The organism is Shewanella sp. FDAARGOS_354 (assembly GCF_002209245.2).
In the GTDB taxonomy this organism is placed as follows: domain Bacteria; phylum Pseudomonadota; class Gammaproteobacteria; order Enterobacterales; family Shewanellaceae; genus Shewanella; species Shewanella xiamenensis.
Window position 1 is genome coordinate 1242463 of sequence record NZ_CP022089.2, and the last position, 25859, is coordinate 1268321.

Here is a 25859-nt window from a genome sequence, read left to right on the forward strand (position 1 = left end):
AAACCTAAGGTATTAACGATTATTAAATTAAAGTTTAGTTACAACCGCATCCACCACCAGCAAAAGCTCGGCCACCACTACTACCTTCTTTACTGAAGTAAATATGATCATCTAACGCCTGATCCAACTTTTCGCTATCAAGCGCCATATCACTACGCGCAAACTGCCCTCTTTCCCACGGCTCAACCCCTAAGCTTGAACAACCACTCACTCCTAGCATCACTAACGAGACAGCAACTAATGTGATTTTGCGCATAGATCACTCCTTCAAAAGATTCACCAGTTCTTGTTCATAATCGGCAATATTGTCTTGGTAAAAACCGACATGCTGATTTACTAACTTGCCTTGGCGATTAAAGATAAAACTACTGGGCATACCCAATAAATCGAAGCTACGTGCGACATCGCCTTCAGGATTAAAGCGCACCGTAAATTGGGCTGGTACTTGCTTTAAAAATGCATCGGCAAGGGCTTTGTCGGTATCAAGGTTAATGGCTACCACCGCTAACCCTTGCTCTTGATACTTTTGCTGCATGGTATTCATCCAAGGAAAAGACTTACGGCAGGGTCCACACCAAGAGGCCCAAAAATCGACGTAAACGACTTTTCCTTTAAATTCATTCAGTGAAACAGTTTGATTTTGTGCATCAAAGACAAGGTGTTCAAGTGAAGGAGCGGCAAGTACGCTTGCACTAAATAATCCGAGGAACAACACGAGTTTTTTCATAGGCTATCCATTTATCACAATACAGTTCGAATTTATGTAAGCGTAACGCCAACCACACCTTGCGGTGTGGCTGGTGATCAGTAAGGCAGGAGTTGCTGTAGTTTCTCTTGGGTGTTGGCTTTGGGTAGCTCGGTTAATAAGCGGCATAGGTAATCATACGGCTCCAGTCCGTTGATTTTTGAGGTCTCGACCAGGCTGTACAGTGCCGCACTGGCTTGTGCTCCCGTCTTGGTATTAGCGAACAACCACGCCTTGCGACCAATCACGAACGGTTTGATGGCGCGCTCCGCACGATTGTTGTCGATATTCAGACAGCCATCATCCAGATAGCGGACAAGCTTGGGCCACTGATTCAGGCTATACGTAATAGCCGCTCCCAGTAAACTTTCTTTCGTGACACTCTCGCTTGATTTATCCAACCAGCTTTTGAATTGCGCGAGCAACGGCTTGGCTAGCGTTTGCCTGGCTTCATATTTCTTATCAGGCGGCGCAGTTTTTAATTTACTCTCCAGCGCATAGAGTTTCTGGATATGGTTAAGGGCCACATCGGCCTTACCCGTTTTGCCTTTGCCCTGCGCTTTTTGGGCTTCGACGAACTTGCGTCTGGCATGCGCCCAGCAGCCGACTAAGGTTGCGTGGGTTTTCTCATATCCGGCATAACCGTCGACCTGCAGATAACCGTTAAACCCCGCCAGGAAGTCGGTGGGATGTTTACTGCTGCGACTATCCTGATAATCAAACAGCACGAGCTTGGGGCCGGTACTTTTTTCTAAGCCACAGCCATATACCCACATATAACAGGTGCTTTTCTCAACATCCAGCACATTAACCGTGGTTTCATCTGCCCACAGCACGGGCTGTTTCAGAAGCTCAGCTTTCATTAACGCCAGTAACGGTTTCAGTTTCTCTGCACAGCTTATCAGCCAGCGGCTCATCGTTTGACGGCTAAGCTCAATACCGGCCTGATTAAACAACTGCTCCTGACGATAAAGCGGTAAGCCATAGTGCATTTTGCTGCTGATGATTTGGGCAAGCAGACTCGGTGTGGTCATGCTCTTAGGGATAACCGCCGGTGGCACATCGGCAATTTTAATGTCGACCTTGGTGTCCGTGGTTTCACACTGCCGGCAGCTGTATTTCAGCCGCACGTTTCTGAGCACCCGGATTTGTGCCGGTACGAACTCGATTTGCTCACTGACTTCCTCACCCATTTGATGTAGCGCATGGCCACAGCAAGCACAGGTTTTATCGTCAATGTCATGGATAACATCAACGCGCGGCAGCTCAGGGGCAATCCGTGGGCGGCGTGGCTTAGCAGCTTTCTTAGCGCTCTCGGTCGTCTGAGTATCTGGCTCTGTCGCTACTGACTCGTCTTCAATAAGCTGTTCGGCCTCATTTAACACCTCGCCTTCACCTTCATAGGTTTCACTGCTGGGGCTAAATTTCTGGTACTTCTTCAGGTTGTAACGCTCCAGCAACTGCTGCAACTTGTCCGACAGTTGCTGGTTAACCCGCTCTAATTTGGCGATGCGTTTATCTTTTTGCGCCAGTTTGCGCTCAAGCTTTTGCGTCTGCTCAAGCAGCATTTTCTTGAGCAGTGCAACGTCATCAGGTAAGGATTGAGGTGTCTTTTTCATGGCCGCTATTGTAACGGCCAATTTAGCTAAGTGCTTGGTAAAATTTAGATTGTTTTGGATGCGATCATAAGGATTTATAGCCGATCGTCATATCAGCCCACACTCTGGTAATGCAGTGGCTGATGGGCGGTGATTTTTTGGATATCGACACCTTGCAACAGCCAATGCCATTGCTGCTCGCTAATAGACAGTATTTTGCCAGGCATCTGCCGTGGCCAGCGGAACTTGTCTTTTTCAAGCCGTTTGTACCACAGGCAAAACCCGGTGCTATCCCAGTACAGTACTTTTAACCGGGTACGCTGCTGATTACAAAACACAAACAGTGCGCCGCTAAATGGCGAGAGCTGCATCTCTTGCTCGACCAGCAACGATAAGCCATTAATGGATTTACGAAAGTCGACCGGCTGTTTATGCAAATAGACCTTAGGCACATCGAGGAACATTTTCATGGTCAGAGCGCTCTTAGCAAGGCTGCTAACCACTGTGCATCGGTGCCGGCTGGAAACTGCAATTCGATATCGCGCTTGCGTAGCAAAATGGATTGATTCAGCTGCAAACCCTGTGGCGTCAGCTCAACAAAGCCACCGTCATCATCCTGAAACGCCAACAACTGACGCTTGCGATAACTAAAATATGTAGGAATGATGCCCTGACGTTTTGCAAATTCAGTTTGGGTGAGACCACTTTGGGCTTGCTCGGCAAACAAGGCCAGCCATTGTTCTTTGGTACGGTGCATGATGATTACCCTGGCAGTTGATAATGGCAGACAGGGTAAAGTTGATCAGTTAGGATTGGAATGTGTGGTTGGCGTTACGCTTACGAATTTATTAACTGAATCTTAAGGTTTGCTTAAACTTAAAAAGAATAAATAAAGTCTTTATGCCACATGGACATCTGAGCCATCAATTGGTTGGAAAGTGAGCTCTAACGGCAAAAATGTTAAAATTGAGACATTTTGTCCCATTAGCAAAATCGAAATTAGATCTGAATCATGTTAATTTAATGTCAAAATCAGTTTAATCACATCTCTGAAAAATTCTTGATATGCATCAATAATTTTCTAGTGCCTAGCGCCTAAACTGCATGTGTCAATTATGTAAACCCTTAACAATTTACATTCCAACAACAAAAGGTTGACCCATGGACACACATGCAGCCCTCTATGAACAGGGAAAGGCGCGCTTAGATGCGTTGCGCCAATTAGCTCCCCGTCAACAGCAGACATTACTCGATAAATTACAACAACATGGCATCACACGCCGTGACTTCATGAAATGGAGTGCGATGGTAACGGGTATGCTCGCCCTACCACTCCCCTTTAGTAACTTAGTTGCAGAGGCCGCCGAATTAGCCGACCGTGTACCCTTAATTTGGTTACATATGGCTGAATGTACTGGCTGCTCCGAATCCTTAGTTCGTGCCGACACCCCCAACCTAGATTCGCTGATCTTCGATCATATCTCCTTGGAATATCACGAAACCTTGATGGCAGCTGCGGGTTGGCAAGCAGAGGAAAACCTCGAGCACGCCTTAGAAACCTACAAGGGTCGCTACCTGCTCGCGGTGGAAGGCGCGATACCGACCGCCAATAACGGCAGCTTCTTGACCGTGGGCTGTAAAGGCCATACAGGCTTAGAAATTATCAAACATGCCGCCGAAGGCGCCGCAGCGATTATCTCTGTGGGCACCTGTGCATCCTTCGGTGGTGTACAAGCCGCCTACCCGAACCCCACAGGGGCTAAGGGCGTGCACGAAGTTGTAAGCAAACCCGTGATTAACTTAGGCGGTTGCCCACCAAGTGAAAAGAACATTGTCGGTACTTTGATGTACTTCATCATGTTCGGCAAATTACCTGCACTGGATATGTTCAATCGTCCAAAATGGGCTTATGGCGCACGGGTACATGATAACTGTGAACGTCGTGGCCGTTTTGATGCCGGTGAATTCGTTGAAGAATTTGGCGATCACGGTGCAAAAGAAGGCTACTGCCTCTATAAAGTGGGCTGTAAAGGACCTTATACCTATAACAACTGCCCCACTGAACGCTTCAATCACCATACCAGTTGGCCTGTGTTAGCTGGTCATGGTTGTATGGGCTGCTCAGAACCTAATTTCTGGGACGATATGGCTGACTTTGAAAAACCCCTTGGTCGTCAACTGCTCCATGGATTGGATGCAACCGCAGACACCGTCGGTGCGGTGATTTTAGGCGCGACTGTCGTCGGCATTGGAGCCCACGCTGTTGCCAGTATTTTTGCCAAGCCGCTGGAGGAATAACCCATGAGCAAGCGCGTTGTTATCGACCCTATCACCCGTATCGAGGGTCACTTACGTATCGAAGTTGAAGTTGATGAGAATAATGTCATCAACAAAGCATGGTCATCCTCTACGTTATGGCGTGGTATTGAAGTTATTCTCAAAGGCCGTACGCCTATGGACGTGGGCCTCATTGTGCAACGTATCTGTGGTGTATGTACTTATTCGCACTATCGCTGTGGTACCGAAGCGGTGGAAAATGCTTTAGGGATTCAAATTCCCTTGAATGCAAAGTATCTTCGCTCGCTAATGCAAACATCGCTCTATATGCATGACCATATAGTGCACTTCTATCATCTCCATGGCTTAGATTGGGTTGATGTGGTTTCAGCACTCAGTGCAGACCCCGCTAAGGCCGCCCAAGTCGCCCTCAAATATACCGATAAGCCTATCGCCGCTGGCGAAGGTGAATTAAGGGCTGTGCAAGAGCGCGTAAAAGGCTTTGTAGAAACCGGAAAACTTGGTCCATTCGCCAACGCTTATTGGGGTAATGGCACCTATAAGTTTACCCCTGAACAAAACCTGATTGCTCTATCTCACTACCTTAAAGCCCTTGAAGTACAAAGGGTTGCTGCCGAAATGCTTGCAATATTCGGCGGTAAACAGCCACATCCTCAATCATTAGTTGTCGGTGGCGTGACTTCTGTACGCGATATGTTGAGCCCTGCACGTCTGCAAGAATGGAAGCAAAAACACGCAATCGTAACAGACTTTATCCTGCGTGCTTATCAAGCCGATATCGTGATGGCAGCCGAAGCCTTTGGTACTGAGCCTAGCGTGCTAGGCGGCGTCAATGTTAAAAACTTCATGGCTACCCATGACTTTGTGCTCGCTAATGGCGAATATATGTTCGACCAAGGCGTGATTATGAATGGCGATTTAGCAGGTGTGAGTGATATTAACCCTGATCTTATCGCCGAAGATGTCAGCCACGCTTGGTACAATGCTGATGCGCCGCAACATCCGTATGATGGCACCACCATTCCAAACTATACCGGCTTTGTTGAGCGGGATACGGTTTATGGCAAACTGCCAACTTTAGATGGTGATGGTAAATACTCTTGGGTGAAATCACCTCGTTATCAAGGTGAACCTGTCGAAGTGGGCCCACTGTCTTGCTTATTAGTCAGTTATGCCCGTGGCAATAAAGTGGTTGTCGATGCCGTCAATGCTTTGCTTGCACGCACAGGTCTCCCAGTAGAAGCACTCTTCACTACCCTAGGCCGTACGGCTGCGCGGATGCTGCAAACCGTGATCGTCGCGCAGGAAGGCCTGAAAACCTTCGATGCCTTGTTAACAAATATTCAGTCAGATGAAACCACCTATGTGAAACCCCATATCGATCCAAGTAAAGAGTATGTGGGTCACGCCATGATTGAAGCGCCCCGCGGCATGCTAAGCCACTGGATCCGAATCAAAAATGGTGTCATTGAGAACTATCAAGCCGTGGTGCCTACTACCTGGAACGCAGGTCCCGTGGATGCTAATGGCAAGATAGGCCCCTATGAAGCCTCACTGATTGGTTTGAAACTGGAAGATCCCACTAAACCCCTTGAGGTGATACGTATTATTCACTCATTTGACCCTTGCATGGCGTGTTCTGTACACGTGATGGATTTTAAAGGTCAGGCATTGAGCGAGTTCCGTGTCAGCCCCAATGGTCAATAACAACGAGGGAGGGAACGCAACATGAACCATTCTGAAACCCGCATTCGGACACTGGTTTTTAGTCCTGCGATACGGATTTTCCACTGGTTACGGGCACTGACTATTTTAGTGCTGGTGATCACCGGATTCTATATTGCTTGGCCGTTTCTTGTGGCGCCCGAAAGTACGGATGTATTAGTACAAGGTTGGATCCGTTTTGCCCATTTGATCTGCGGTTTTATCTTAACCGCAGTCACCTTGGCTCGCTTCTACTTGTATTTTTTCAGTCGTAGCGATATCGAGCGACGCTCGTTTCGTGATGTGATGAGCATTAAGAGCTGGATTACCCAACTAAAATCTTACATTTGGATGGGACATTTACATAAAGCTGGCGTTTACGGGCCACTGCAATTTGTGACCTATGTAGCAATCTCCTTTGTTGCGCTTGTGATATGTATTACTGGTCTCGTACTGTATGCCAATGTCTACCATGAAGGTTTAGGTGGCATGCTTTGGAGCAGTGCAGCTTGGATCACCGCACAAATGGGCGGGCTGGCACAGGTGAGAATTTGGCACCACTACCTCACTTGGGCATTCGTTATCTTTGTGGTTATCCACGTCTATATGGCGGTTTGGTCAGGGATACGCTTCAAACATAACTCAGTTGACTCAATTGTCTCTGGTTACGACTACCCGAAACCAGACTCACACCACTAGGAGTCCAATGAAGATATTGCTACTGGGTATTGGCAATGTCCTGTACGCCGATGAAGGCATCGGCGTACATTTTGTCAATTACATCACTGAGAATTATCAGTTTACACACGAGTCCCATCAGCTCGAGATGCTCGATGGCGGCACCTTAGCCCAGGGACTCATTCCGATTATTTGCCAATACGATTATTTGATCGTGGTCGATACTGTCAATGCCAATGGCGTCGAAGCGGGTGAGGTCTATTTCTTCGACTTTGATAAAGCCCCGCAGGAAATTGACTGGCAAGGCAGCGCCCATGAAGTCGAAATGCTACAAACCCTAAACATGATGGAAATGGTTGGCGACAGGCCAAAAACCTTTGTATTAGGTGTTACTCCAACCGTGCTTGAACCTATGACTCTCGGCCTCACCCCCAAAGTTGCATCCGCAGTTCCTTTGATGGAGCGCACCCTGTTATCCCACTTAGCCTCCCTTGGATTCACTGCGACACGCATTGCCGATCATAGTATCGACTCGCTGATCCCCGACTCCTATAAACGTGGTGTCACTCTTGGTGAAAATATAGAAGATGAAAAACATCAGATTTGATTTTACCTGCTCACGTCAGGTGCCCTTATATGCGCATTTATGTAATCAATACCTAAATTATGATGCGCTGAATATTAGCATTGGTTGCGACAACCACAATGATTTTGGTCCACAAACCTATTTTATTGAAGCCCAAGGTGAACAAGCGCTGCTAGAGCAATTGGCCGATGCGATTGCCGCTGACTTTTTAATGTCTGTTTGGTTGGTTGACTCAGGCATTAAAGTTATCGATGAGCCACAAGGCCAGCGCACCTTATTGGAGACTCATGATCCCCAAATGGATAAATCGGTTGCCGCTTTTTGCCAGCAATGTTATCCCCTGTTTGGCGATAATCAAGCGGCGCAATTTGGTGCTATTGATTTAACCTGTTCCTGTTGCCACGGTGAAACCCGCTTAACCCCTGCCCAAAAAGCCCTCACGCTAACCGATCTTAAAGCCATGGCTGAGCAGTTAATAACCCAAGGCTCATTAGCGTTAAGCTGTGAAGGTATAGCGCTAAGCTTAGAACCGTTTGCTCGCGATGCCAGCAGACCACAACTGCTGATCTGTAATCCAAACACCTTAAATGCACATTTTTGCTTAAAGGATCATCAAGTCGTTGCGCTATCCAGCATTGAAAAACCGCTTATTTGCGCAAGACCCATTCAAGATCACCAAAAACTATTTGCGCCGCTATACGATATTTGTTTTGGCTATAGTCGCGTGGTAGCGGTCCTTAGCGAAATTTTGCGGCAAAAAGGAATTGATTGGGTTTATCTTCAAGGTCAGCACCATAGGCCCAAATTAGCTTGGGTTGATGGCGCATGGGCCCAGTTGTCCCACCAAGATGGAGATAATGCTAATAACATCAGCAAACATTTCAATGCGCCGGAGCCGTTAAGGGAAGACATTCGCTTTCTCGGTTTTAAAGCACAATGGCAAGCGCATAAAAAAACACGCTCGCACCAAGGCACGCTTAGCGTACAAGTCTTATCCTCAGTAGAGAGTGAGACGAATTACGAAGGTGATCAAGAAGATCATACGATTACCGATGCAGCGCTCTTTGCTGCACTGCTAAATGGTAAATTTACCAGCCATAAGCAAGCCAAAAATGCGGCGGTGATTTACTTAAGCCATGCTCATCCGAGCCAAATTGTCACCTGCGATAATAAAGGCGACACTTCACTGTTTTTTGCCCTGCCCGAACTGCCCGACAATGGTTACGAGATTTTCCATTGCCTCGACAGCAGTCCACAAAAAGCCGTCGCGCAAAAATTTAAGAGCTTGTTTCCAGAAGACTACTTAAAGCTGCTGAGCCTAAAACTTAACGGCAGACGCGATAATCTTCAGAGCCTATGGGCAATTGCCGCGATATTGATTGGTTTGAATCCGCAGGAAGAAACCCAGTCACAAGACTATTTGAGCGATGCTCTCATGGCAGCGGCCATGCGTTATCAGGGAGCGAATGCACCGCGCATCGATTACCCTCTCACCAAAGGCGAAGCCCATCGGAGCCTTAATTGGTGCAAAACCCTTGGCACACTACTGAGCTTTAGAGTGGCTGGCCACAGCGACCCAAGCCAACTGGCTTTTGCGATGCAGGACTCCCTCGCCGATTACCTTGCTAATTGGCTTGAGCATATAGACTTAAATATTGGAGTACAGACAATTGCTTTAGCGGGTAATGAGTTAGCTAACGAAACCCTCTGTAAACGCATGAGTTTACGCTTAGGTAAAAACTTCCCGTTACTGGTCAATCGTAGTCTCGACTTAGAGGGAGATAACCTTGCTGTAGGTGCGCTGTATGTTAAGCAGCGGCAATTAAACACCCTTGGATAAATACTTAACATTCGTGTTTGCCCCAGAGATATCGCAACATTAGAGGATAGATTGTTATCTTCTAATGTTGCGAACAAACCTAAAAGAAGACTGAAATTGAAACAAGCAGCCTCATCCGCTAACCAACAGGATATGATTGAACGTCGCCAACTGCATATCACTGGCATAGTACAAGGCGTGGGTTTTCGGCCTTTTGTCTACCGCTGGGCAACCGATTTGCAACTCACTGGCACAGTACTCAATAATGCCAAGGGCGTGATGATAGAACTGCAAGGACCGAGCGCAAAACTGGATATTTTTATCCAAGAGTTAGCAACTAACCCGCCACCACTGGCACGTATCGACCATATAACCCATGGACAGCTAGCGGTAAAATTAGCGGAGACACACTTCGAGATTGTTCAAAGCGATAGCCAAAGTGATGAAACAAAAGACCCTAGCTTAGCAGCACTCGTTGCCGTGTCGGCCGACAAAAGTACCTGCCAGGATTGCCTAGGCGATATGCGCAATCCACAGGATCGCCACTTTGGCTATGCCTTTACTAATTGCACCAATTGCGGCCCAAGATACACGATTATCAATGCCTTACCCTATGATCGCCATCATACCGCCATGGCAGATTTCGCTATGTGCCCCGATTGCGCCAAGGCCTATCAAGATCCATTAAATCGCAGATACCACGCTCAGCCCGTCAGTTGCCCAAAATGTGGCCCACACCTGAGTTTAAAAACACCTCAGGGTGAGCTAATCGCATTGACGCCCTTGCTCCACTCGCAAAACAACAGCATGGCGGTATTGGCCGCTGCGGCCAATAAGCTTGCACAAGGACACATCCTCGCCATTAAAGGGCTCGGCGGATTCCACTTGATGTGTGACGCGAGAAACAGCTTCGCAGTGAGTCAACTACGGCAGCGAAAACAGCGTAAGGCAAAGCCGCTGGCGGTAATGATGCCGAGTATTGAAAGGGCAAAACAGTACGTTACAGGCACTGAGGCGGAGTGGCAAACCTTAAGCTCGCCAGAACGGCCCATCGTATTGATGCAAGCGTTGGATGAGCATGACCTTAGCCCCGAAATCGCACCCAATATCCCCAAGCTGGGTGTATTTTTACCTTATACGCCACTGCATCACTTACTGCTTAGCCAATTTAATGGCCCGCTAGTGGCCACCAGTGCCAATGTGTCGGGCGAGCCCATTATCACCGATTGCGATGCGCTTATCAGCCAACTTGGGCATGTGGTGGATGCCATCGTCGATCATAACCGACCAATACTCAACGGCTGTGATGACAGTGTTGTGCAACTTATTCAACTGCCGAATGACAATACGCCGCAGGTGCAAGTGCTGCGTCTAGCCCGGGGTTATGCGCCATTAAGTTTTCCATTAACAGCGCCACTAACACGCTCAATCCTCGCCGTTGGAGCACAGCAAAAAAATGCTATCGCTTTCGGATTTGGTGCAAATGTGTTTTTAAGTCCGCATATTGGCGATCTTTTTAGTGTCAGTGCCGAGCAGTATTTCGAGCGCACCTTAGGCACCTTCGCCCGCCTGTATCATTTCAGTCCAGAGCTGATTGTCCATGATAAGCACCCAGACTATGCACCATCGCGTTGGGCAGAAGCGCAGCAACAGAAAAGCCTTGATACACAGAGTGGAGCCTCTGGTTCAATCCAAACCTTAAGCGTGCAACATCACCATGCCCACGTGCTTAGCGTCATGGCCATCAATCAATATCAAGATCCGGTATTAGGCTTTAGTTTTGACGGTACTGGTCTTGGCGATGATGGCAGTCTCTGGGGCGGTGAAGTGTTATTGACCTGGTTAGACAAAGCTGAGCGCTTAGCCCATTTTGAAGCCATCTCCCTACTGGGCGGTGAGCAAGCAATAAAACAGCCTGTGCGATTATTACTGGCACTGCTGTTTGAACAAATGAGTTTAGCGGCGGTACAAACCTTAGATTTACCGATCCTAAAAAGCCTGACACCCTTAACGTTAAGCAATTTGCACCGGATCTGGCAAAGTGGCAATACGATTAAAAGCTCATCGGTTGGCCGATTATTTGATGCCCTCGCCTGCGCCTTAGGATTGATTGACACCACACAATTTGAAGGCCAAGCGGGCATGCTGATAGAAGCCGCAGCAAGACGCGCCGATAAACAACATCTACCACCACTTATCCTCAATTTACCACTGAGTTCATCAGAGGATGACCCGCAACAAATGCAAGTTTGGTGTAGTAGCCAACTGTTTAAACAGCTTATCGTGCACATCACTGAGGCGCCACTTTCCTCCCACAGGCAAAGCATTATCGCCCGCGCGTTTTTACATAGTCTTGGAGATGCTATTTGTAGTTATGCTGCGCGCTATCCATCACTGCCCATTGCGCTATGTGGCGGAGTATTTCAAAACCAATATCTGCTCGAATATTGCCTCAGTAAACTTCATCTCCAAGGCAATACCGTGCTCCCCAACAAACATATCCCCGTTAACGATGGCGGTATCGCCCTTGGCCAGCTTTGGTATGGAATTCATCAAGAGGCAATGGATAAAAACCACAAATAAACCGCTGCTATGACATATCTTCGTAGAGCTTGATATGCGCCGTGACCAAATGGCCAAAATCTGATTGATCAGGGTCAAAACGACCTAATAACCTGACGAACATCAAAGATTCCTTTAAGGATTTGTATCACACTTAACATTAGCGTAATCAAATTAACCCTATTCGATAGCATCACCATATTGTTCGGACAACAGCTCAAATCTGTGACGAGAACAAGGAGAATGACAAGATGTGTAAAGACTGCGGCTGCTCTCTACCCCGCCACTCTGCGATTCAACAAGGGCATGATCACCATACAGGTCATTCCCACGAACACAGCCATAAACATCAGGAATTGCATACCAATCCTCAGCTTAACGATAAAAAAACCTTGTCGGTGATCCATAAAATTCTCGATAAAAATGACGTAGAAGCTGCCCACAACCGAGCCCATTTCGAGGCTCACCATATTACCGCCTTCAATCTAATGAGTAGCCCAGGTAGCGGCAAAACGACCTTGCTTGAGCACTTAAAAGAGTACACAAAACTTAATTACGCCGTTATTGAAGGCGATTTAGAGACCTCCCGTGATGCTGACCGCTTAATCGCAAAGGGCATTACAGCCCATCAAATTCAAACTGGCAGTGCATGCCACCTTGACGCCTTTATGGTGCATGGTGCTTTGCATCACTTGCCGCTGGAAGGGTTAGATATTTGCTTTGTGGAAAACGTGGGCAACCTCGTCTGCCCCGCCAGTTATGATGTGGGCACCCATAAAAATATCGTGCTGCTCTCCGTTCCCGAAGGCGATGATAAGATTGAAAAATATCCAGTAATGTTCCGCCGTGCTGACCTGGTTCTGATCACAAAATGTGACCTATTACCCTACTTCGATTTCAGTGTCGACGAGGCCAAAGCCCAGCTTAAAAAACTCAATCCCGACACTCAAATACTCGAAGTCTCGATTAAAAATGGCGATTCCATGCATGCCGTTGCCGCTTGGCTAAATGAAAATCTGCGCCGAAACACTGTGGGAGAGTCACAATAATGTGCCTATCAATCCCCTCACAAGTGGTAGCAGTTGATAACGAGCGCCAATCTGTAACCGTCGATACCTTAGGCGTAAGACGCGATGTCAGCAGCCATCTTATGACTGAACCCTTGGCTATTGGTGATTATGTGCTCATTCATATCGGTTTTGTGATGAATAAAATTGATCGCAATGATGCTCTGCAAAGCCTTGAATTATATCAAGAGATAGTCGCAAAACTTGAAAATGAAACCACGCATTAAGCAACAGCCGCAGTTGTAAACGATCACAAACCACAGACGATACACTGCGACAAGGATTGAACATGCTTGAATTAAAACAACTTTATCAAGGCTTTCGCGATCCCCAAACCATTGCCTCGCTTGCAAAGGATATTGCCCAGGTCGCTCACTCACTCGATCAACAAATCAACATTATGGAAGTGTGTGGCGGCCATACCCACACCATAATGAAATACGGCTTACTGGATTTGCTGCCGGATAACATTGAGTTTATCCACGGCCCCGGTTGCCCTGTATGCATTATGCCTAAAGAGCGGATCGATCAAGCCGCAGTGCTTGCCCAGCAGGAAGATGTGATATTAGTGACGCTAGGCGATATGATCCGCGTCCCCGGCTCCCAAGGTTCACTTGCCAGTTTCAGAGCCAAAGGCTGTGATATTCGGCCTATCTATGACCCTTTAGACACGCTCAAAATTGCCCGTGATAATCCAAATAAAACCGTGGTGTTTTTCGCCATTGGATTTGAAACTTCCACCCCAATGACGGCAATATTGTTGCAACTGGCAGAGCAGGAAAAGCTGGCGAATTTGTTTTTTCATATCAACCATGTATTAGTCCCACCCGCAATTGATGCCGTGATGCACGATCCTAATGCGAGGGTCAATGCCTTTATTGGCCCAGCACACGTCAGCGTGATCAGTGGCGCCAAAATCTATCGCCCTGCCGTAGAGCAATACGGCACACCGGTAGTGGTTTCAGGTTTTGAGCCCGTGGATGTCATGGAGTCTATCCTGCGCATCGTGCGTCAAAAGGCCGCAGGCAAGGCAGAACTCGATATCCAATACAGCCGCGCTGTATCTGAGCAAGGTAATCTTGCCGCACAGGCAAAAGTTGAACAGTTTTTCCAGATCAGACCGCAATTTCGTTGGCGCGGGCTTGGACCAATCCCCAACTCTGCGCTGCAATTAAGGGATGAATACGCACACAGGGACGCAGAGCTGCGCTTTAAAGACAGATTGCCCGTCAAAGAGATTGATGATCATAAGGCTTGCCAGTGCGGCGATATTCTACGTGGACTCGCCAAACCGAAGGACTGCAAAGTCTTTGGCCGCGGCTGCAATCCCGAAACCCCTCTCGGTAGCTGCATGGTCAGCTCCGAAGGCGCTTGTAATGCTTATTACCGCTATCAAGGCATCGATAGCAAGGAGCAACATCATGGCTGATGTATCAACCAAAGAGAAAGCGATTCAACTCAGCCACGGTGGTGGCGGTAAAGAGATGAATAAACTCATCCGCGATCTGTTTTTTGCCGAATTCGATAACCCGATTTTGCGTAGCGAAGAAGACGCCGCAAAACTTGAATTACAGGGTGCGACGGCCTTTACGACGGACTCTTTCACTGTATCTCCGTTGTTTTTTGCCGGTGGTGATATCGGTAAGCTGGCGATTGCTGGCACTGTTAACGATCTCGCCATGATGGGTGCTGAGCCTCAATATTTAAGCTGTAGCGTGATCATCGAAGAAGGTTTTTCGCTCAAAGACTTAACCACAATTGTACGCAGTATGGCCAAAGAGCTGAAACAAAGTGGGGCTAGAATTGTTTGTGGCGACACCAAAGTAGTACCTAAGGGCTGCGCCGATGGCTTATTTATCAATACATCAGGCATTGGGCGTATTTTACGTCCGAATATCTCGGCGGCCAATGTCGCGCCCGGCGATGCGATTATTGTCTCCCGTGATGTCGGCTGCCATGGCGCGGCTATTTTGATGGCGCGTGAGGGTCTTACCCTCGAGTCCACGCTACAAAGCGATTGTGCCACGCTCTGGCCAGTCGTGGAGCAATTGATCGCTGCTAATATTCCACTGCATGCTATGCGCGATGCCACCCGCGGCGGGCTCTCTGCCGTATTAAATGAATGGGCCGTTGCCGCCAATGTAGGCATCACAGTTAATGAGGCGAGCATCCCGGTTTGTGATGAGGTCAAAGGCTTGTGTGAACTCTATGGCTTTGAGCCAATGGATTTAGCCAATGAAGGCACCTTTATCCTGGCCGTTCCCAACGATATCGCCCTTGGTGCGTTAGAAATTATGCAACGATTTGGTCACTGCGAGCAGGCGGCCATCATCGGTACCGTCAGCGACGAATTACCCGGAAAAGTGATCTTAAGAACGCCATGGAATACCAAACGTTACTTAGACTTGCCTCAAGGTGAATTGCTACCAAGGATTTGTTAATGCACGAGTATTCTATAGTAAGCGCCTTAATTGAACAGTGCGAGCAACATGCACGGGCAAATCAAGCAACTAAAATTACTCGGGTAGCAATCAAACTCGGTGTAATGAGCGGTGTCGAACCCACCCTACTTCAAACGGCGTTTGAGACCTTTAAACTCGATGGGATCTGCCGCGAAGCCGAGCTTTGCATGACACTACAGCCACTAGTGATCAAATGTGCAGATTGCCAACAAGAGTCGGTGCTCGGTGAGCGTTCAATCGTGTGCCCCGCCTGTAACAGTTATCATACGCGGGTATTAGAGGGTGAAGATATGCTGCTGATGCAGCTCGAAATGGAGCAAGCAGAGGATATTTAATCGATTACAAGCTCGGCTTCAGTGATAAAAATGGCTTTAAGTCTACACACTTAAAGCCATTATTATTCGGGTTTACAATAAGCAATAAACGCTTACTGATAAATTGAGGCTTGCCCTTCAGGGCGAGTCTTTAGCAATCTTAGGAACCACATATACTGCTCTGGATAAGCGAGTATCACTTGCTCAACCGCTTTATTCAGTGCTAACGCCTCGTTTTCCTTACCGACCATGTCTTCGGCGGCAATGGCGGGCATCACAGTTAAATCAAACTGGCGTGAAGCTTGGTTATAACCAATTTTCACCGGTAGCACTTGGGCATTTCCCGCCTGAGCTAATCGGCCAACTACGGGTAATGTCGCTTTGACTGTGCCTAAAAACGGGGTAAATACACTCTGATCTGGGCCTAAATCCTCATCGGGCAGGTAGAAAAAGCTATTGTTCTGCTTGAGCTCTGCTAATAAGGCGCGAATTCCGGCCTCCCGCATATAAACGTGGCCACCACAACTGCTACGTACTCGATTATTAAACCAGTTAAATAACGCGTTTTTATGGGCCTTTGCCATAGTGACCATGGGCAAATCGAGGTTTAACCTCAGCCCAGCATAATCAATAGGCCACACATGGGGCATGATAAATATCACCGGCTGCCCTACTGCTTGCGCCGCTTGTACATGCTCAAAGCCCATCAAATTCACACGGCGGCGTAAATGCGCCTTAGATCGTACCAACAGCTCACCTTGCGATAACAGCACTAATACGAAGTTCTGCACGTTGTCATCAATTAAGGCTTCTATTTCTGCGGCGGATTTTTCAGGGAAACACGCCTTTAAGTTCGCCCTGGCAATACCTATCGGCTTTTTCGCAATAGGCGCCACCAGTTTGGCCAAGGTTCTAGCAATAGGATCACGCAGCCACGCGGGCATGATCCCAAAAATCACTAATAGACCGATCGCCAACCAAGTAACCCAATATTTAGGGTGCAATAACGCCAATTGAAAACGTCGGTCAAAATGTTTGGGCTGTCTTGACAAAGAAATCACCTCAGACAGTGGAAAAGTCATTTACCATAAAAAGAAAATAGTAAAGCCACTCACGAAGGAGTGGCTTTACTGTCGAACATCTAAAATTACTTGCCCGCGTTAGAAGCTTCTACGCGAGTTTTCAGTTTCTGGCCGGGACGGAAGGTCACGACACGGCGAGCGGAAATCGGGATATCCTCGCCTGTTTTTGGGTTCCTTCCCGGTCTTTGATTCTTATCCCTAAGGTCAAAGTTGCCAAAGCCAGATAACTTGACCTGCTCACCACTTTCAAGTGCGCCTCGAATTTCTTCAAAGAACGACTCAACCATCTCTTTGGCTACACGCTTGTTTATACCGAGTGTTTCAAAAAGATGTTCTGCCATTTCGGCTTTGGTAAGTGCCATACTTTAATCCCTCAACGATGCGTTGAACTCGGTCTTCAGGGCAGAAACAACTGAATCAACAGTTTCAGCGATCTCTTTTTCCTCAAGTGTACGAGTAGTGTCTTGTAATGTAAGTGCTATCGCCAAGCTCTTCTTGCCGGGCTCAACACCTTTACCTAAGTATACATCGAACAAGTTTATGCCAACCAACTGATTTTCGCCAACTTTTCTTATCAATTTCATTACATCGCCTGCAGATACACTTTCATCTACGACTACTGCGATGTCACGACGATTAGCCGGGAACTTAGATACAGCTTGGGCTAGCGGTAAACTGGTATGCAATAAAGCATCCAATTCCAACTCAAAAACGATGGTTTTACCATTGAGTCCAAAAGGCTTCTCCAAACTAGGATGGATAGCACCTATATGACCGATCACTCGATCATTTCTCAATATTTCAGCACATTGCCCTGGATGAAGAGCAGAATGCGTCGCTACTCTAAAGCTAAATTCTGATGCGGAAACTGTCAAGCCGATAATTGCTTCTAAATCACCTTTAAGGTCGAAAAAATCAACGGTTTTCGATTCCATTGACCAATGTTCGTCATTTTGAAGCCCTGTAATGACGCAACCGAGCATTGCTTGCTGTCTTACACCGGATTCTGCATGAATATCAGGAACAAAGCGCAGGCCAGTTTCAAAAAGTCTCACACGACCCTGTTGACGACTTTGGTTGTAGCCAACCGCAGTCAATAATCCAGTGAACATCGACAACCGCATGGCCGACATTTCGCTAGAAATCGGGTTCGGTAACACCATGGCTTGCTCACCTGGGTGAACCAGATTTTGCAGCTTAGGATCGACGAAACTGTAAGTCACTGCCTCTTGGAAACCACGGGCCACTAACAGCGAACGTACGCGCTTGAGGCTTAAGTCGGTTTCTTTATGGTCTGACATCCGCAGTGACGCCACGGGCGCAACGTTTGGAATGTTGTTGTAACCGTAGATACGAGCAACTTCTTCGATTAAGTCTTCTTCAATCGCCATATCGAAGCGATACGTCGCAGTGGTGACCTGCCAACTTCCCTCACCTGCAACGACGCCGAAACCTAAACGTTCGAGGATTTCAACCACGTCGCTATCGGGAACATGGTGACCCAGAATTTTATCTAACTTGCTGCGACGCAATAGAATTTGCGCAGGCTTTGGTAAGTCAGCGTCAGATTTGGCTTCAACCACAGGACCCGCTTCACCGCCGCAAATATCCAGCACTAAGCGAGTCGCACGGTCCATAACTTTGTGCTGCATATCAGGGTCAACACCACGTTCGAAACGGTGTGATGAATCGGTATGCAGACCTAAACGGCGTGACTTACCCATAATCGCTAACGGCGCGAAGAACGCACATTCAAGCAGTATGTCTTGGGTAGTGTCGCTCACACCCGAATATTCGCCACCAAATACGCCAGCAAGCGCTAGTGGACGGGCATCGTCGGCAATCACTAAGGTATCACTTGGAATGGTCACTTCGCTGCCATCGAGCAGGGTGATTTTCTCTTCGCCATTGCCTAAACGCACTTGGATATCGCCAGTCAGCTTGGCAAGGTCGAAGGCGTGCATAGGTTGACCGAATTCAACTAACACGAAGTTAGTGATATCGACGATAGGATCGATTGAGCGGATACCACTGCGACGCAGTTTTTCCTGCATCCATAATGGCGTAGCCGCTTTCACGTTCACATTCTTCACCACACGACCTAAGTAGCGTGGGCAAGCTGCGGTTTCCTTCACATTAATAGCCACTTTGGCATCAGTGGTTGGCGTCACGGCTTGCCACTGTGGCTCGGTTACCGCTTGACGGTTTAACACGCCAACTTCACGGGCCAAACCTACCATACCTAAGCAATCGGCACGGTTAGCGGTTAAATCCACTTCTATCACAGCATCATCAAGCTGGAGATACTCACGTAAATCCTTGCCTAATGGCGCATCTAATGGCAGTTCGATAATGCCATCGCTATCGATATCAATACCCAGCTCGCTGTATGAACACAGCATGCCTTCTGAAGGCATACCACGCAGCTTAGCCTTCTTAATTTTAAAATCGCCTGGCAGCACCGCGCCAACCATTGCTACGGCAACTTTTAAGCCTTGGCGGCAGTTTGGTGCGCCACAGACGATATCGATAAGCTCACCACTGCCGACACTGACTTTAGTCACGCGCAGTTTGTCTGCATCGGGGTGCTGGCCACATTCGACCACTTCACCAACCACAACGCCGTTGAACTCGGCAGCCACGGCATCAACGCCATCGACTTCGAGGCCAGCCATAGTGATCTGGTGGGATAATGCTTCACGGCTAACGGCAGGATTGACCCACTCACGAAGCCAAGATTCGCTAAATTTCATGCTATACAGCTCCGTTATTTAAATTGCTTCAGGAAACGCAGGTCGTTTTCGAAAAACGCTCGTAGATCGTTTACGCCGTAACGCAGCATAGTTAAACGCTCAACGCCCATACCAAAAGCAAAACCAGAGTATTTTTCTGGATCGATGCCAACGCTACGCAGCACATTTGGGTGCACCATACCGCAGCCTAACACTTCTAACCATTTGCCGTTTTTACCCATTACGTCCACTTCGGCTGAAGGCTCAGTGAATGGGAAGTAAGAAGGACGGAAACGCACCTGCAAATCTTCCTCAAAGAAGTTACGCAGGAAATCATGCAACACGCCTTTTAATTCGGCGAAGTTAACGTTTTCATCTACCAGCAAACCTTCCACTTGGTGGAACATTGGTGTGTGAGTTTGGTCGTAATCGTTACGATACACACGACCCGGTGAAATAATCCGCAGTGGCGGCTTTTCCGTTTCCATAGTACGAATTTGCACGCCCGAGGTTTGGGTACGCAACATCAGCTTAGGATTAAAATAAAACGTATCGTGGTCGGCACGCGCTGGGTGGTGCTCAGAGATATTCAAGGCGTCGAAGTTATGGAAATCATCTTCGATTTCAGGGCCTTGTTTTACCGAAAACCCTAATTCCCCAAAAAAGGTTTCGATACGTTCAATGGTGCGCGTCACTGGGTGTAAACCACCGATTTCGATAGTGCGACCAGGTAGCGTCACATCAATCTTTTCGGCAATTAATTTGGCTTCTAGCTCTGCACTTCTCAGGACGTCGATGCGCTCAGTTAATTTCTGTTGAATGGCCTGTTTCGCATCATTGACCGCCTGACCAAAAGCGGGTTTTTCTTCAGGACTTAAGCTGCCCATCATTTTCATCATGTCGGTGATCTTACCTTTCTTACCTAGGTAATCGACACGGATATCATCCAGTGCTTTTAGATCACTGGCCTGGTCAATAATGACTAAGGCTTGTTCTACGATCTCAGTTAACTGCTGCATTTTCTCTTCCACTGCATAGTCGCGCTTGATAAACAAGTGCTATGGGCGCCAAACTTTCAGGCTATTTCGGTGCTCAGGTTATCGGGCGTTAATGCCAGACGCTTTGCTAGCTATAACGAAATAAAAGGAGAGAAATTTTACGCGAGCGAGCGGCATATTACTAGGGCTTATTCGGGGTTTTTATCATGCAAATTCATGTGTTATCCCAACAAACCTTCCAAGTTGATCGCCTTGGAAAGACATTTGTCGATTTTTACAGCAGTCACGTGATCACGCACTAACCACTGGCGACACATGTAACTAAACTGTAAACTTATGTTTGTACCTTGCCAAAATTGCTGCAAAACAAACAAAAATGCCGCAATTGGACAACAATAATACAAGCAACAGCTTACTAAGCAGAAAAACATAAAGTCTATGGCAAATCGACCGATATCCATTTGGTCACAGCCCAATTTATCGAGGCGCTAATGAAAGAAGTTAAATTTCGCTGGATAGATCAATACCTTATCCACATGACCTTAAAAACCAAATTTGCAATTCTCGCCCTAGTTCCGATGTTTATGATTGTGGGATTAGCGGTATTTTTAAATACTCAGTTTAGGGATACCCTGCTTGAAAGCCATTTGCATGGGCTCCAAGACACTTCCCAGAAAATCAATCAACTCGCCGCGCAGATTTCTAGCAAGCTACCCGAGCAAGAACGCCAAAATTTACCTAATCAGCTGAGCCAAGGCTTACAGAATGTTCAGATTGTTACAGTTTCTGAGGCTGATAGCCGCGCACAAACCCTTGCGCGCAGCGGTGGTGGTATTGATACCAGCAGTTCACCTAATCGGGCTGTTAGCTCGGTTAATGATCAAAATATGCTGACCATCATTCCCGTCGACGATCGTCAACTGAACGCCCTTTTAGCCGATGACAATATCTTAGTCTACAGCCTAATGGCGGTGCTGTTATTCGTGCTCTTCCTGTTTAGCTACTACATCTCCACCTTTGTGGGCGGTGCGCTCTACACCACAGTGATGGCACTTAAACGCGCAGCCTCGGGGGATCTGACTGGGCGATTGAACTTCTTCGAAGTGAAAGATGAGTTCAGCATCTTAGCGATTAGTATCGACACCTTGGTCGAGCGTCAACATACCCTAGTGAAGCAAATTGCTGAATCCACTAGCAAAATCCGCGAAGTGGTTTCATCATTTAGAAGCACGGCGCAGCAAGGACAAGCCCTTGCTGTCAATCAACGTCAGCACCTCGATTCCTTAGCCACGGCGATGGAAGAAATGACCGCTGCGGTTAAAGAAGTGGCGCGCAACGCCGAGCAATCCTCCGCCGAAACCCAAGAGGCGAATCAACAGGTTAATGCGGGTTCTAAGGATATTGAAACCACAGTAAGCGCAATTGATGTGCTGTCGGATGAAATTTCTGCTGCATCGAATGCCGTCAATACCCTCAACGACAACGCCAGTAAGATTGATGAGGTGGTTTCGACCATTAATGCTATCTCGCAACAAACTAACCTACTCGCGTTAAACGCCGCGATTGAAGCGGCGCGTGCCGGCGAACAGGGTCGCGGTTTTGCGGTAGTGGCCGATGAGGTACGAACCCTTGCTGGCCGCACGCAAGCTGCAACGGTAGAAATTAAATCCATGATTGAGTCGCTGCAACAAGGCACACGTAACCTCACTCAAGTGATGTCTCGCACCGTGAGTCAAGCAAGTGAAGGCAAACAGCATGTACTGCAAACGGGTAAAGATCTCGATTCGATTGCCCACCATAGCAGCCGCGTGTTCGAAATGAGTGTGTTGATTGCCACGTCTGCGGAAGAACAATCGGCCGTAGCTAACGAAATCGCGACCAATCTGATGGAAATTCGCAATCAATCCCACGATGTCGAGCAATCGGCGAACCAATCAGTATCGGGTTGTGATGAGTTGCAAGCCACCGCGGGACAATTGGACCAGCTGATGGTGGGTTTAAAAATCTAATCGTTGAAGTGCTAAGCAACAAGGGACCCAAGCACCCTTGTTGCTTAAATAACGAATCGTAATCTGGTTAATCCCTAATTAATTCATTTCTATAATTTAGAATTGCTAAATAAATTAAAATAAAATCTAAATTTTAAAATTTAGATTTGGATTATCGAATTTATCGCCCCCACAATAAAATCTTGATCATACTTTTAAACTAAAAAAGTATTCATCCATTCACCTTTGATAACGATCAACGTTTTGTCACCTTAAAAATCTATTATACATTCAAGAAGCCAAGTTAAATCTAAAAAAACTATTAATTTAAGCTTAATAAACTCTGTTAAGCCCTAATGTATTTCAGTACACATTAATAATAAAACAGCGGTATAAGTTTCAAGAGAAATACTAATTAGACATTTAAAAAAGCAATGTTTGCACATTGCTTATATTGCGCCACTAGCTCTTTATGATCGAATAAGAGCTTATTTGCTGGCTTAAGAATGATAATTTAACCCACAATAAAAGAAGGAAAATAACATGCTTAAAAAGATGATGCTCATGTGTGCACTGTGTTTCTCTACTAGTTTAATGGCGGCATCTCTTGCCGACAGCCATTCAGAAAGATCAGACTGTGAATCATGCCATAAGGATAAAACACCTTCTGCGGATTATGTTTTTGAAAATGAGCAATGTGTATCATGCCATGGCGAAATGAAAACACTCGCAGGTGAAGCTCATACTAAGCATGATGGTGTTTTAACATGCACTAATTGCCATATCGCTCATGAAGAAAAAGCACCTGCTGATGCCTGCAAAGCATGCCATTAACTCACTAAAAATCTAAAGCCAAAAGCCGAAGAATAACTTGTTTTGAATGGAACCATTTGGCAGGATGCCACTTGACCCACCTCCAAGGGTGTTTGCCATCTATTGCTCACAGGTGGCATTTTTTATCCCCGTTTGTATCGCCTTAATGTATATCTAACAACTGAATACTTCGCTCATATTCCATAAAAATAAAAAAATTTAAGCATCCCAAGTAAACCATAAGACGAGTGTCAAGGTATTGTTCTCAAGAACGCCAAGGCTTTATCTAAATCACGGGTGCGCGCCATCGGCGGCAGGGAGTTTAAAAATGCCTGTCCGTAGGCGCGATTCACAATCCGATTATCACACAGGATTAATACGCCGCAGTCCTTTTCGTCACGGATCAAACGTCCAACCCCTTGTTTGAGCGCAATAATCGCCTGAGGTAATGACACTTGAGTAAAAGGATCGCCGCCCTGACGGCTAATATTGTCGGCGCGGGCACGGTAAAGCGGCTCATCGGGCGAGACAAACGGCAATTTATCAATAATCACGCAGCTTAATAACTTGCCACGCACATCTACCCCCTCCCAAAAACTGCTGGTGCCAAGTAATACCGCATTGCCCAGTTGGCGAAACTTTGTGAGCAAACTCTGTTTACCCGCTTGGCCCTGCACCAGCAACGGATATTGAGTCCGAGTTCGCAATGCCAACGCCGTTTGCTCAAGCATTTTATGGCTGGTAAACAAAATAAAGGTTCGCCCCTGCGCTGCCTCAATCGCTTTGACACATACATCGACTAACTGTTTGACTGCTTGCTGCTGATTCGCCACATTGCCCAGTTGCCTCGGCACACAAAATAACGCCTGACGCGGATAATCAAAGGGACTATCCAAAATATGCGCCTTGGCCTCACTGATCCCTAACTCCTTGGCAAAATGCCCTAGGCTGCGGTTCACTTGTAAGGTTGCCGAGGTAAAAATCCAACTGGTATTGGCCACAAATAACTGCTGACATTCGCGGGCAATATTAATCGGTGAAATCCGTAGCATCACAAAACGGCTACCAAATTCAACACTATAGGCAGCCTGTGGATTGTCACATTGGAAAAACTGATTGAGCTTATGGTTAAGGTCCGCCAGTTTAACGGCAATATCATCTAATAACTCACTGCGCCCCACATGGGCGAGCAAGAGTTTTTGCAGCGCGGTTAACTCTGCGAGTAAATCCCATGATGCTAGCGCAATTGACTTATTGCCAAGCAGCATACGCCAATCCGACTCGGCAATAGAAAACAATCCATTATGCCAGTCACTCAATTTGGCTAAACAACGCTGACAAAATTGGGCAATCTGCCCCGTATCGCTGAGCTCCGTTTGATAAATCTGCAATAACTTTTGCAGATAATCATCGATAGTGCGACTCGAGGATTGCTGGCCAAAATAACTGACGCAGATATCCGGCAGCAAATGCGCTTCATCGAAGATCACCACATCGGGATCGGGTAATAATTCAGCAAAGCCTGTGTCCTTTAACACACTGTCTGCAAAGAATAAGTGATGATTTACGACGATGATTTTCGCATCCATCGCGCGGCTGCGAGCCTTACGGGTAAAACAGGCATCATAAAATTCGCAGCGCTGGCCAAGACAGGTCTCTTTGGTACTGACGACTAAGGGAAGCGCGGGAGAATGTTCAGGCACTGAGGTTAAGCCACCAATATCGCCGTCTTTACTCATGCCCGCCCATTGGTTGATTTTGAGTAAATCGTCCAATAATCGCGCCTCAATATGGCTGGCCTCCTGCATCTGCCTATCAAGCCGATACTGACACAAATAGTTATTGCGACCTTTTAATAGCGCAAGCTTGGGCGCAATCCCAAGCATAGATGTCAATGCGGGTAAATCCTTTAAAAACAATTGTTCCTGCAAGTTTTTACTGCCAGTACTGACAATCACTTGCTTGCCACTTAACATAGCGGGAATTAAATAGGCGAAGGTTTTACCGACCCCTGTACCCGCTTCGATCAGTGCATTGCCCTTACTCGCAATCGCTTCACTGATGATTTGCGCCATCTCAACCTGACTATGACGCGCACTAAACCCTTGAATATACTTAGCGAGCACGCCATCGCTGGCAAAAGCGCGCAGCACTTCATTCGTCAATCTGCTCATCGAACGAGGAGCATCAAGCAACTGCTGATTTGATTGCAGATGTTTAGCTTGCCGCGGAGCTGAGCGTCGAGAGTGAGTCAATGGCGAGCGAGTTCCTATAAAAACGATTCAAAAAAAGCGAGTTGTGGGTTAAGGCGTTAGCCTTCGCTAAGGAGCATAACGCTGTTGCCGCAGTGTAATTAAGCCCGCCTGATAATACCAATAGTTTTAATCTAGCGCCGAGCTTCTTGAGCTAAAAC

The 25859-nt window shown here is 47.2% G+C and carries 23 protein-coding genes; 13 read left to right on the forward strand and 10 right to left on the reverse strand.

The genetic code is table 11. From position 1 onward, the window contains the following. Positions 1-34: 34 nt before the first annotated feature. The 5 genes from CEQ32_RS05665 to tnpA all read right to left on the reverse strand — a co-directional run bounded on the left by CEQ32_RS05665 (position 35) and on the right by tnpA (position 3100). A complete protein-coding gene (locus CEQ32_RS05665) occupies positions 35-256 on the reverse strand; it encodes a DUF4266 domain-containing protein (RefSeq protein WP_037417959.1) in 222 nt (73 codons plus the stop codon). A 3-nt stretch (positions 257-259) separates the two neighbouring features. Further along, the gene (locus CEQ32_RS05670; protein WP_037417957.1) at positions 260-727 is read right to left on the reverse strand and encodes a TlpA disulfide reductase family protein; all 468 of its coding nucleotides are present in this window, start codon (positions 725-727) and stop codon (positions 260-262) included. A 77-nt stretch (positions 728-804) separates the two neighbouring features. Next, entirely contained in the window at positions 805-2364 is a 1560-nt protein-coding gene (gene tnpC / locus CEQ32_RS05675; RefSeq protein ID WP_088585667.1) for an IS66 family transposase, read from the reverse strand. Between the two features lie 92 nt (positions 2365-2456). Beyond that, positions 2457-2813: an IS66 family insertion sequence element accessory protein TnpB gene (tnpB, locus tag CEQ32_RS05680; protein WP_057786146.1), complete on the reverse strand. Its 357-nt coding sequence runs from the start codon at positions 2811-2813 to the stop codon at positions 2457-2459. Positions 2814-2815: 2 nt separating this feature from the next. After that, entirely contained in the window at positions 2816-3100 is a 285-nt protein-coding gene (gene tnpA / locus CEQ32_RS05685) for an IS66 family insertion sequence element accessory protein TnpA (protein ID WP_088585668.1), read from the reverse strand. A gap of 404 nt (positions 3101-3504) precedes the next feature. On the opposite strand from tnpA, the gene hyaA reads away from it, so the two are divergent. From hyaA to hypA, 11 genes are all read left to right on the forward strand, one after another. Continuing rightward, positions 3505-4641: a nickel-dependent hydrogenase small subunit gene (gene hyaA, locus CEQ32_RS05690; protein ID WP_037427738.1), complete on the forward strand. Its 1137-nt coding sequence runs from the start codon at positions 3505-3507 to the stop codon at positions 4639-4641. A gap of 3 nt (positions 4642-4644) precedes the next feature. Beyond that, positions 4645-6348: a nickel-dependent hydrogenase large subunit gene (gene hyaB / locus CEQ32_RS05695; RefSeq protein WP_037417953.1), complete on the forward strand. Its 1704-nt coding sequence runs from the start codon at positions 4645-4647 to the stop codon at positions 6346-6348. A 21-nt stretch (positions 6349-6369) separates the two neighbouring features. After that, positions 6370-7044 carry a Ni/Fe-hydrogenase, b-type cytochrome subunit gene (gene cybH / locus CEQ32_RS05700; protein ID WP_037417952.1) on the forward strand — a complete coding sequence of 225 codons (675 nt, stop codon included), beginning with the start codon at positions 6370-6372 and terminating at the stop codon, positions 7042-7044. 7 nt (positions 7045-7051) lie between these two features. Further along, entirely contained in the window at positions 7052-7630 is a 579-nt protein-coding gene (locus tag CEQ32_RS05705; protein WP_037417949.1) for a HyaD/HybD family hydrogenase maturation endopeptidase, read from the forward strand. Next, entirely contained in the window at positions 7611-9449 is a 1839-nt protein-coding gene (locus CEQ32_RS05710; RefSeq protein WP_088585669.1) for a NiFe hydrogenase, read from the forward strand. The genes CEQ32_RS05705 and CEQ32_RS05710 overlap by 20 nt, the downstream gene beginning before the upstream one ends. A gap of 132 nt (positions 9450-9581) precedes the next feature. Next, positions 9582-12011 (forward strand): carbamoyltransferase HypF, encoded by a 2430-nt coding sequence (gene hypF, locus CEQ32_RS05715; protein ID WP_181159829.1) that lies wholly within the window; start codon positions 9582-9584, stop codon positions 12009-12011. A gap of 230 nt (positions 12012-12241) precedes the next feature. Further along, positions 12242-13039, forward strand: a complete 798-nt coding sequence (hypB, locus tag CEQ32_RS05720; protein ID WP_069455049.1) for a hydrogenase nickel incorporation protein HypB — start codon at positions 12242-12244, stop codon at positions 13037-13039. After that, entirely contained in the window at positions 13039-13284 is a 246-nt protein-coding gene (locus CEQ32_RS05725) for a HypC/HybG/HupF family hydrogenase formation chaperone (protein ID WP_037417941.1), read from the forward strand. The genes hypB and CEQ32_RS05725 overlap by 1 nt, the downstream gene beginning before the upstream one ends. 62 nt (positions 13285-13346) lie before the next feature. After that, positions 13347-14486: a hydrogenase formation protein HypD gene (gene hypD / locus CEQ32_RS05730; RefSeq protein ID WP_037417937.1), complete on the forward strand. Its 1140-nt coding sequence runs from the start codon at positions 13347-13349 to the stop codon at positions 14484-14486. Continuing rightward, positions 14479-15498 carry a hydrogenase expression/formation protein HypE gene (gene hypE / locus CEQ32_RS05735; RefSeq protein WP_088585671.1) on the forward strand — a complete coding sequence of 340 codons (1020 nt, stop codon included), beginning with the start codon at positions 14479-14481 and terminating at the stop codon, positions 15496-15498. Before hypD ends, hypE begins: the two co-directional genes overlap by 8 nt. Then, a complete protein-coding gene (gene hypA, locus CEQ32_RS05740) occupies positions 15498-15854 on the forward strand; it encodes a hydrogenase maturation nickel metallochaperone HypA (RefSeq protein WP_088585672.1) in 357 nt (118 codons plus the stop codon). The genes hypE and hypA overlap by 1 nt, the downstream gene beginning before the upstream one ends. 92 nt (positions 15855-15946) lie before the next feature. On the opposite strand, the gene lpxM is transcribed toward hypA, so the two are convergent. From lpxM to pheS, 4 genes are all read right to left on the reverse strand, one after another. Next, positions 15947-16885 (reverse strand): lauroyl-Kdo(2)-lipid IV(A) myristoyltransferase, encoded by a 939-nt coding sequence (gene lpxM / locus CEQ32_RS05745; RefSeq protein ID WP_088586950.1) that lies wholly within the window; start codon positions 16883-16885, stop codon positions 15947-15949. A 95-nt stretch (positions 16886-16980) separates the two neighbouring features. Beyond that, complete coding sequence (gene ihfA / locus CEQ32_RS05750; protein WP_011622581.1) at positions 16981-17277, reverse strand: integration host factor subunit alpha; 297 nt, start codon at positions 17275-17277, stop codon at positions 16981-16983. 3 nt (positions 17278-17280) lie between these two features. Next, positions 17281-19668, reverse strand: coding sequence for a phenylalanine--tRNA ligase subunit beta (gene pheT / locus CEQ32_RS05755; protein ID WP_088585673.1), 2388 nt, complete (start codon positions 19666-19668; stop codon positions 17281-17283). 14 nt (positions 19669-19682) lie between these two features. After that, positions 19683-20666, reverse strand: coding sequence for a phenylalanine--tRNA ligase subunit alpha (gene pheS / locus CEQ32_RS05760; protein ID WP_037417925.1), 984 nt, complete (start codon positions 20664-20666; stop codon positions 19683-19685). Positions 20667-21136: 470 nt separating this feature from the next. Here pheS and CEQ32_RS05765 point away from each other — a divergent pair, with 470 nt between their 5' ends. Both CEQ32_RS05765 and CEQ32_RS05770 read left to right on the forward strand, forming a co-directional pair. Further along, entirely contained in the window at positions 21137-22654 is a 1518-nt protein-coding gene (locus CEQ32_RS05765) for a methyl-accepting chemotaxis protein (protein WP_088585674.1), read from the forward strand. 522 nt (positions 22655-23176) lie between these two features. Further along, complete coding sequence (locus tag CEQ32_RS05770; protein WP_037417920.1) at positions 23177-23467, forward strand: cytochrome c3 family protein; 291 nt, start codon at positions 23177-23179, stop codon at positions 23465-23467. Positions 23468-23697: 230 nt separating this feature from the next. Here CEQ32_RS05770 and CEQ32_RS05775 read toward each other — a convergent pair whose 3' ends face one another. Beyond that, complete coding sequence (locus tag CEQ32_RS05775) at positions 23698-25620, reverse strand: ATP-dependent DNA helicase (RefSeq protein ID WP_192959153.1); 1923 nt, start codon at positions 25618-25620, stop codon at positions 23698-23700. Positions 25621-25859: the final 239 nt, after the last annotated feature.

What these genes read in the sequence shown, in the direction of transcription:
- CEQ32_RS05710 (WP_088585669.1), top strand. Translation starts at nt 7,611, where the DNA reads ATGAAAAACATCAGATTTGATTTTACCTGCTCACGTCAGGTGCCCTTA.
- tnpC (WP_088585667.1), bottom strand. Translation starts at nt 2,364, where the DNA reads ATGAAAAAGACACCTCAATCCTTACCTGATGACGTTGCACTGCTCAAG.
- hypA (WP_088585672.1), top strand. Translation starts at nt 15,498, where the DNA reads ATGCACGAGTATTCTATAGTAAGCGCCTTAATTGAACAGTGCGAGCAA.
- hypD (WP_037417937.1), top strand. Translation starts at nt 13,347, where the DNA reads ATGCTTGAATTAAAACAACTTTATCAAGGCTTTCGCGATCCCCAAACC.
- tnpB (WP_057786146.1), bottom strand. Translation starts at nt 2,813, where the DNA reads ATGAAAATGTTCCTCGATGTGCCTAAGGTCTATTTGCATAAACAGCCG.
- CEQ32_RS05725 (WP_037417941.1), top strand. Translation starts at nt 13,039, where the DNA reads ATGTGCCTATCAATCCCCTCACAAGTGGTAGCAGTTGATAACGAGCGC.
- hyaA (WP_037427738.1), top strand. Translation starts at nt 3,505, where the DNA reads ATGGACACACATGCAGCCCTCTATGAACAGGGAAAGGCGCGCTTAGAT.
- pheS (WP_037417925.1), bottom strand. Translation starts at nt 20,666, where the DNA reads ATGCAGCAGTTAACTGAGATCGTAGAACAAGCCTTAGTCATTATTGAC.
- CEQ32_RS05770 (WP_037417920.1), top strand. Translation starts at nt 23,177, where the DNA reads ATGCTTAAAAAGATGATGCTCATGTGTGCACTGTGTTTCTCTACTAGT.
- cybH (WP_037417952.1), top strand. Translation starts at nt 6,370, where the DNA reads ATGAACCATTCTGAAACCCGCATTCGGACACTGGTTTTTAGTCCTGCG.
- hyaB (WP_037417953.1), top strand. Translation starts at nt 4,645, where the DNA reads ATGAGCAAGCGCGTTGTTATCGACCCTATCACCCGTATCGAGGGTCAC.
- hypE (WP_088585671.1), top strand. Translation starts at nt 14,479, where the DNA reads ATGGCTGATGTATCAACCAAAGAGAAAGCGATTCAACTCAGCCACGGT.
- CEQ32_RS05765 (WP_088585674.1), top strand. Translation starts at nt 21,137, where the DNA reads ATGAAAGAAGTTAAATTTCGCTGGATAGATCAATACCTTATCCACATG.
- CEQ32_RS05665 (WP_037417959.1), bottom strand. Translation starts at nt 256, where the DNA reads ATGCGCAAAATCACATTAGTTGCTGTCTCGTTAGTGATGCTAGGAGTG.
- CEQ32_RS05705 (WP_037417949.1), top strand. Translation starts at nt 7,052, where the DNA reads ATGAAGATATTGCTACTGGGTATTGGCAATGTCCTGTACGCCGATGAA.
- hypF (WP_181159829.1), top strand. Translation starts at nt 9,582, where the DNA reads ATGATTGAACGTCGCCAACTGCATATCACTGGCATAGTACAAGGCGTG.
- hypB (WP_069455049.1), top strand. Translation starts at nt 12,242, where the DNA reads ATGTGTAAAGACTGCGGCTGCTCTCTACCCCGCCACTCTGCGATTCAA.
- CEQ32_RS05670 (WP_037417957.1), bottom strand. Translation starts at nt 727, where the DNA reads ATGAAAAAACTCGTGTTGTTCCTCGGATTATTTAGTGCAAGCGTACTT.
- pheT (WP_088585673.1), bottom strand. Translation starts at nt 19,668, where the DNA reads ATGAAATTTAGCGAATCTTGGCTTCGTGAGTGGGTCAATCCTGCCGTT.
- CEQ32_RS05775 (WP_192959153.1), bottom strand. Translation starts at nt 25,620, where the DNA reads ATGAGCAGATTGACGAATGAAGTGCTGCGCGCTTTTGCCAGCGATGGC.
- ihfA (WP_011622581.1), bottom strand. Translation starts at nt 17,277, where the DNA reads ATGGCACTTACCAAAGCCGAAATGGCAGAACATCTTTTTGAAACACTC.
- tnpA (WP_088585668.1), bottom strand. Translation starts at nt 3,100, where the DNA reads ATGCACCGTACCAAAGAACAATGGCTGGCCTTGTTTGCCGAGCAAGCC.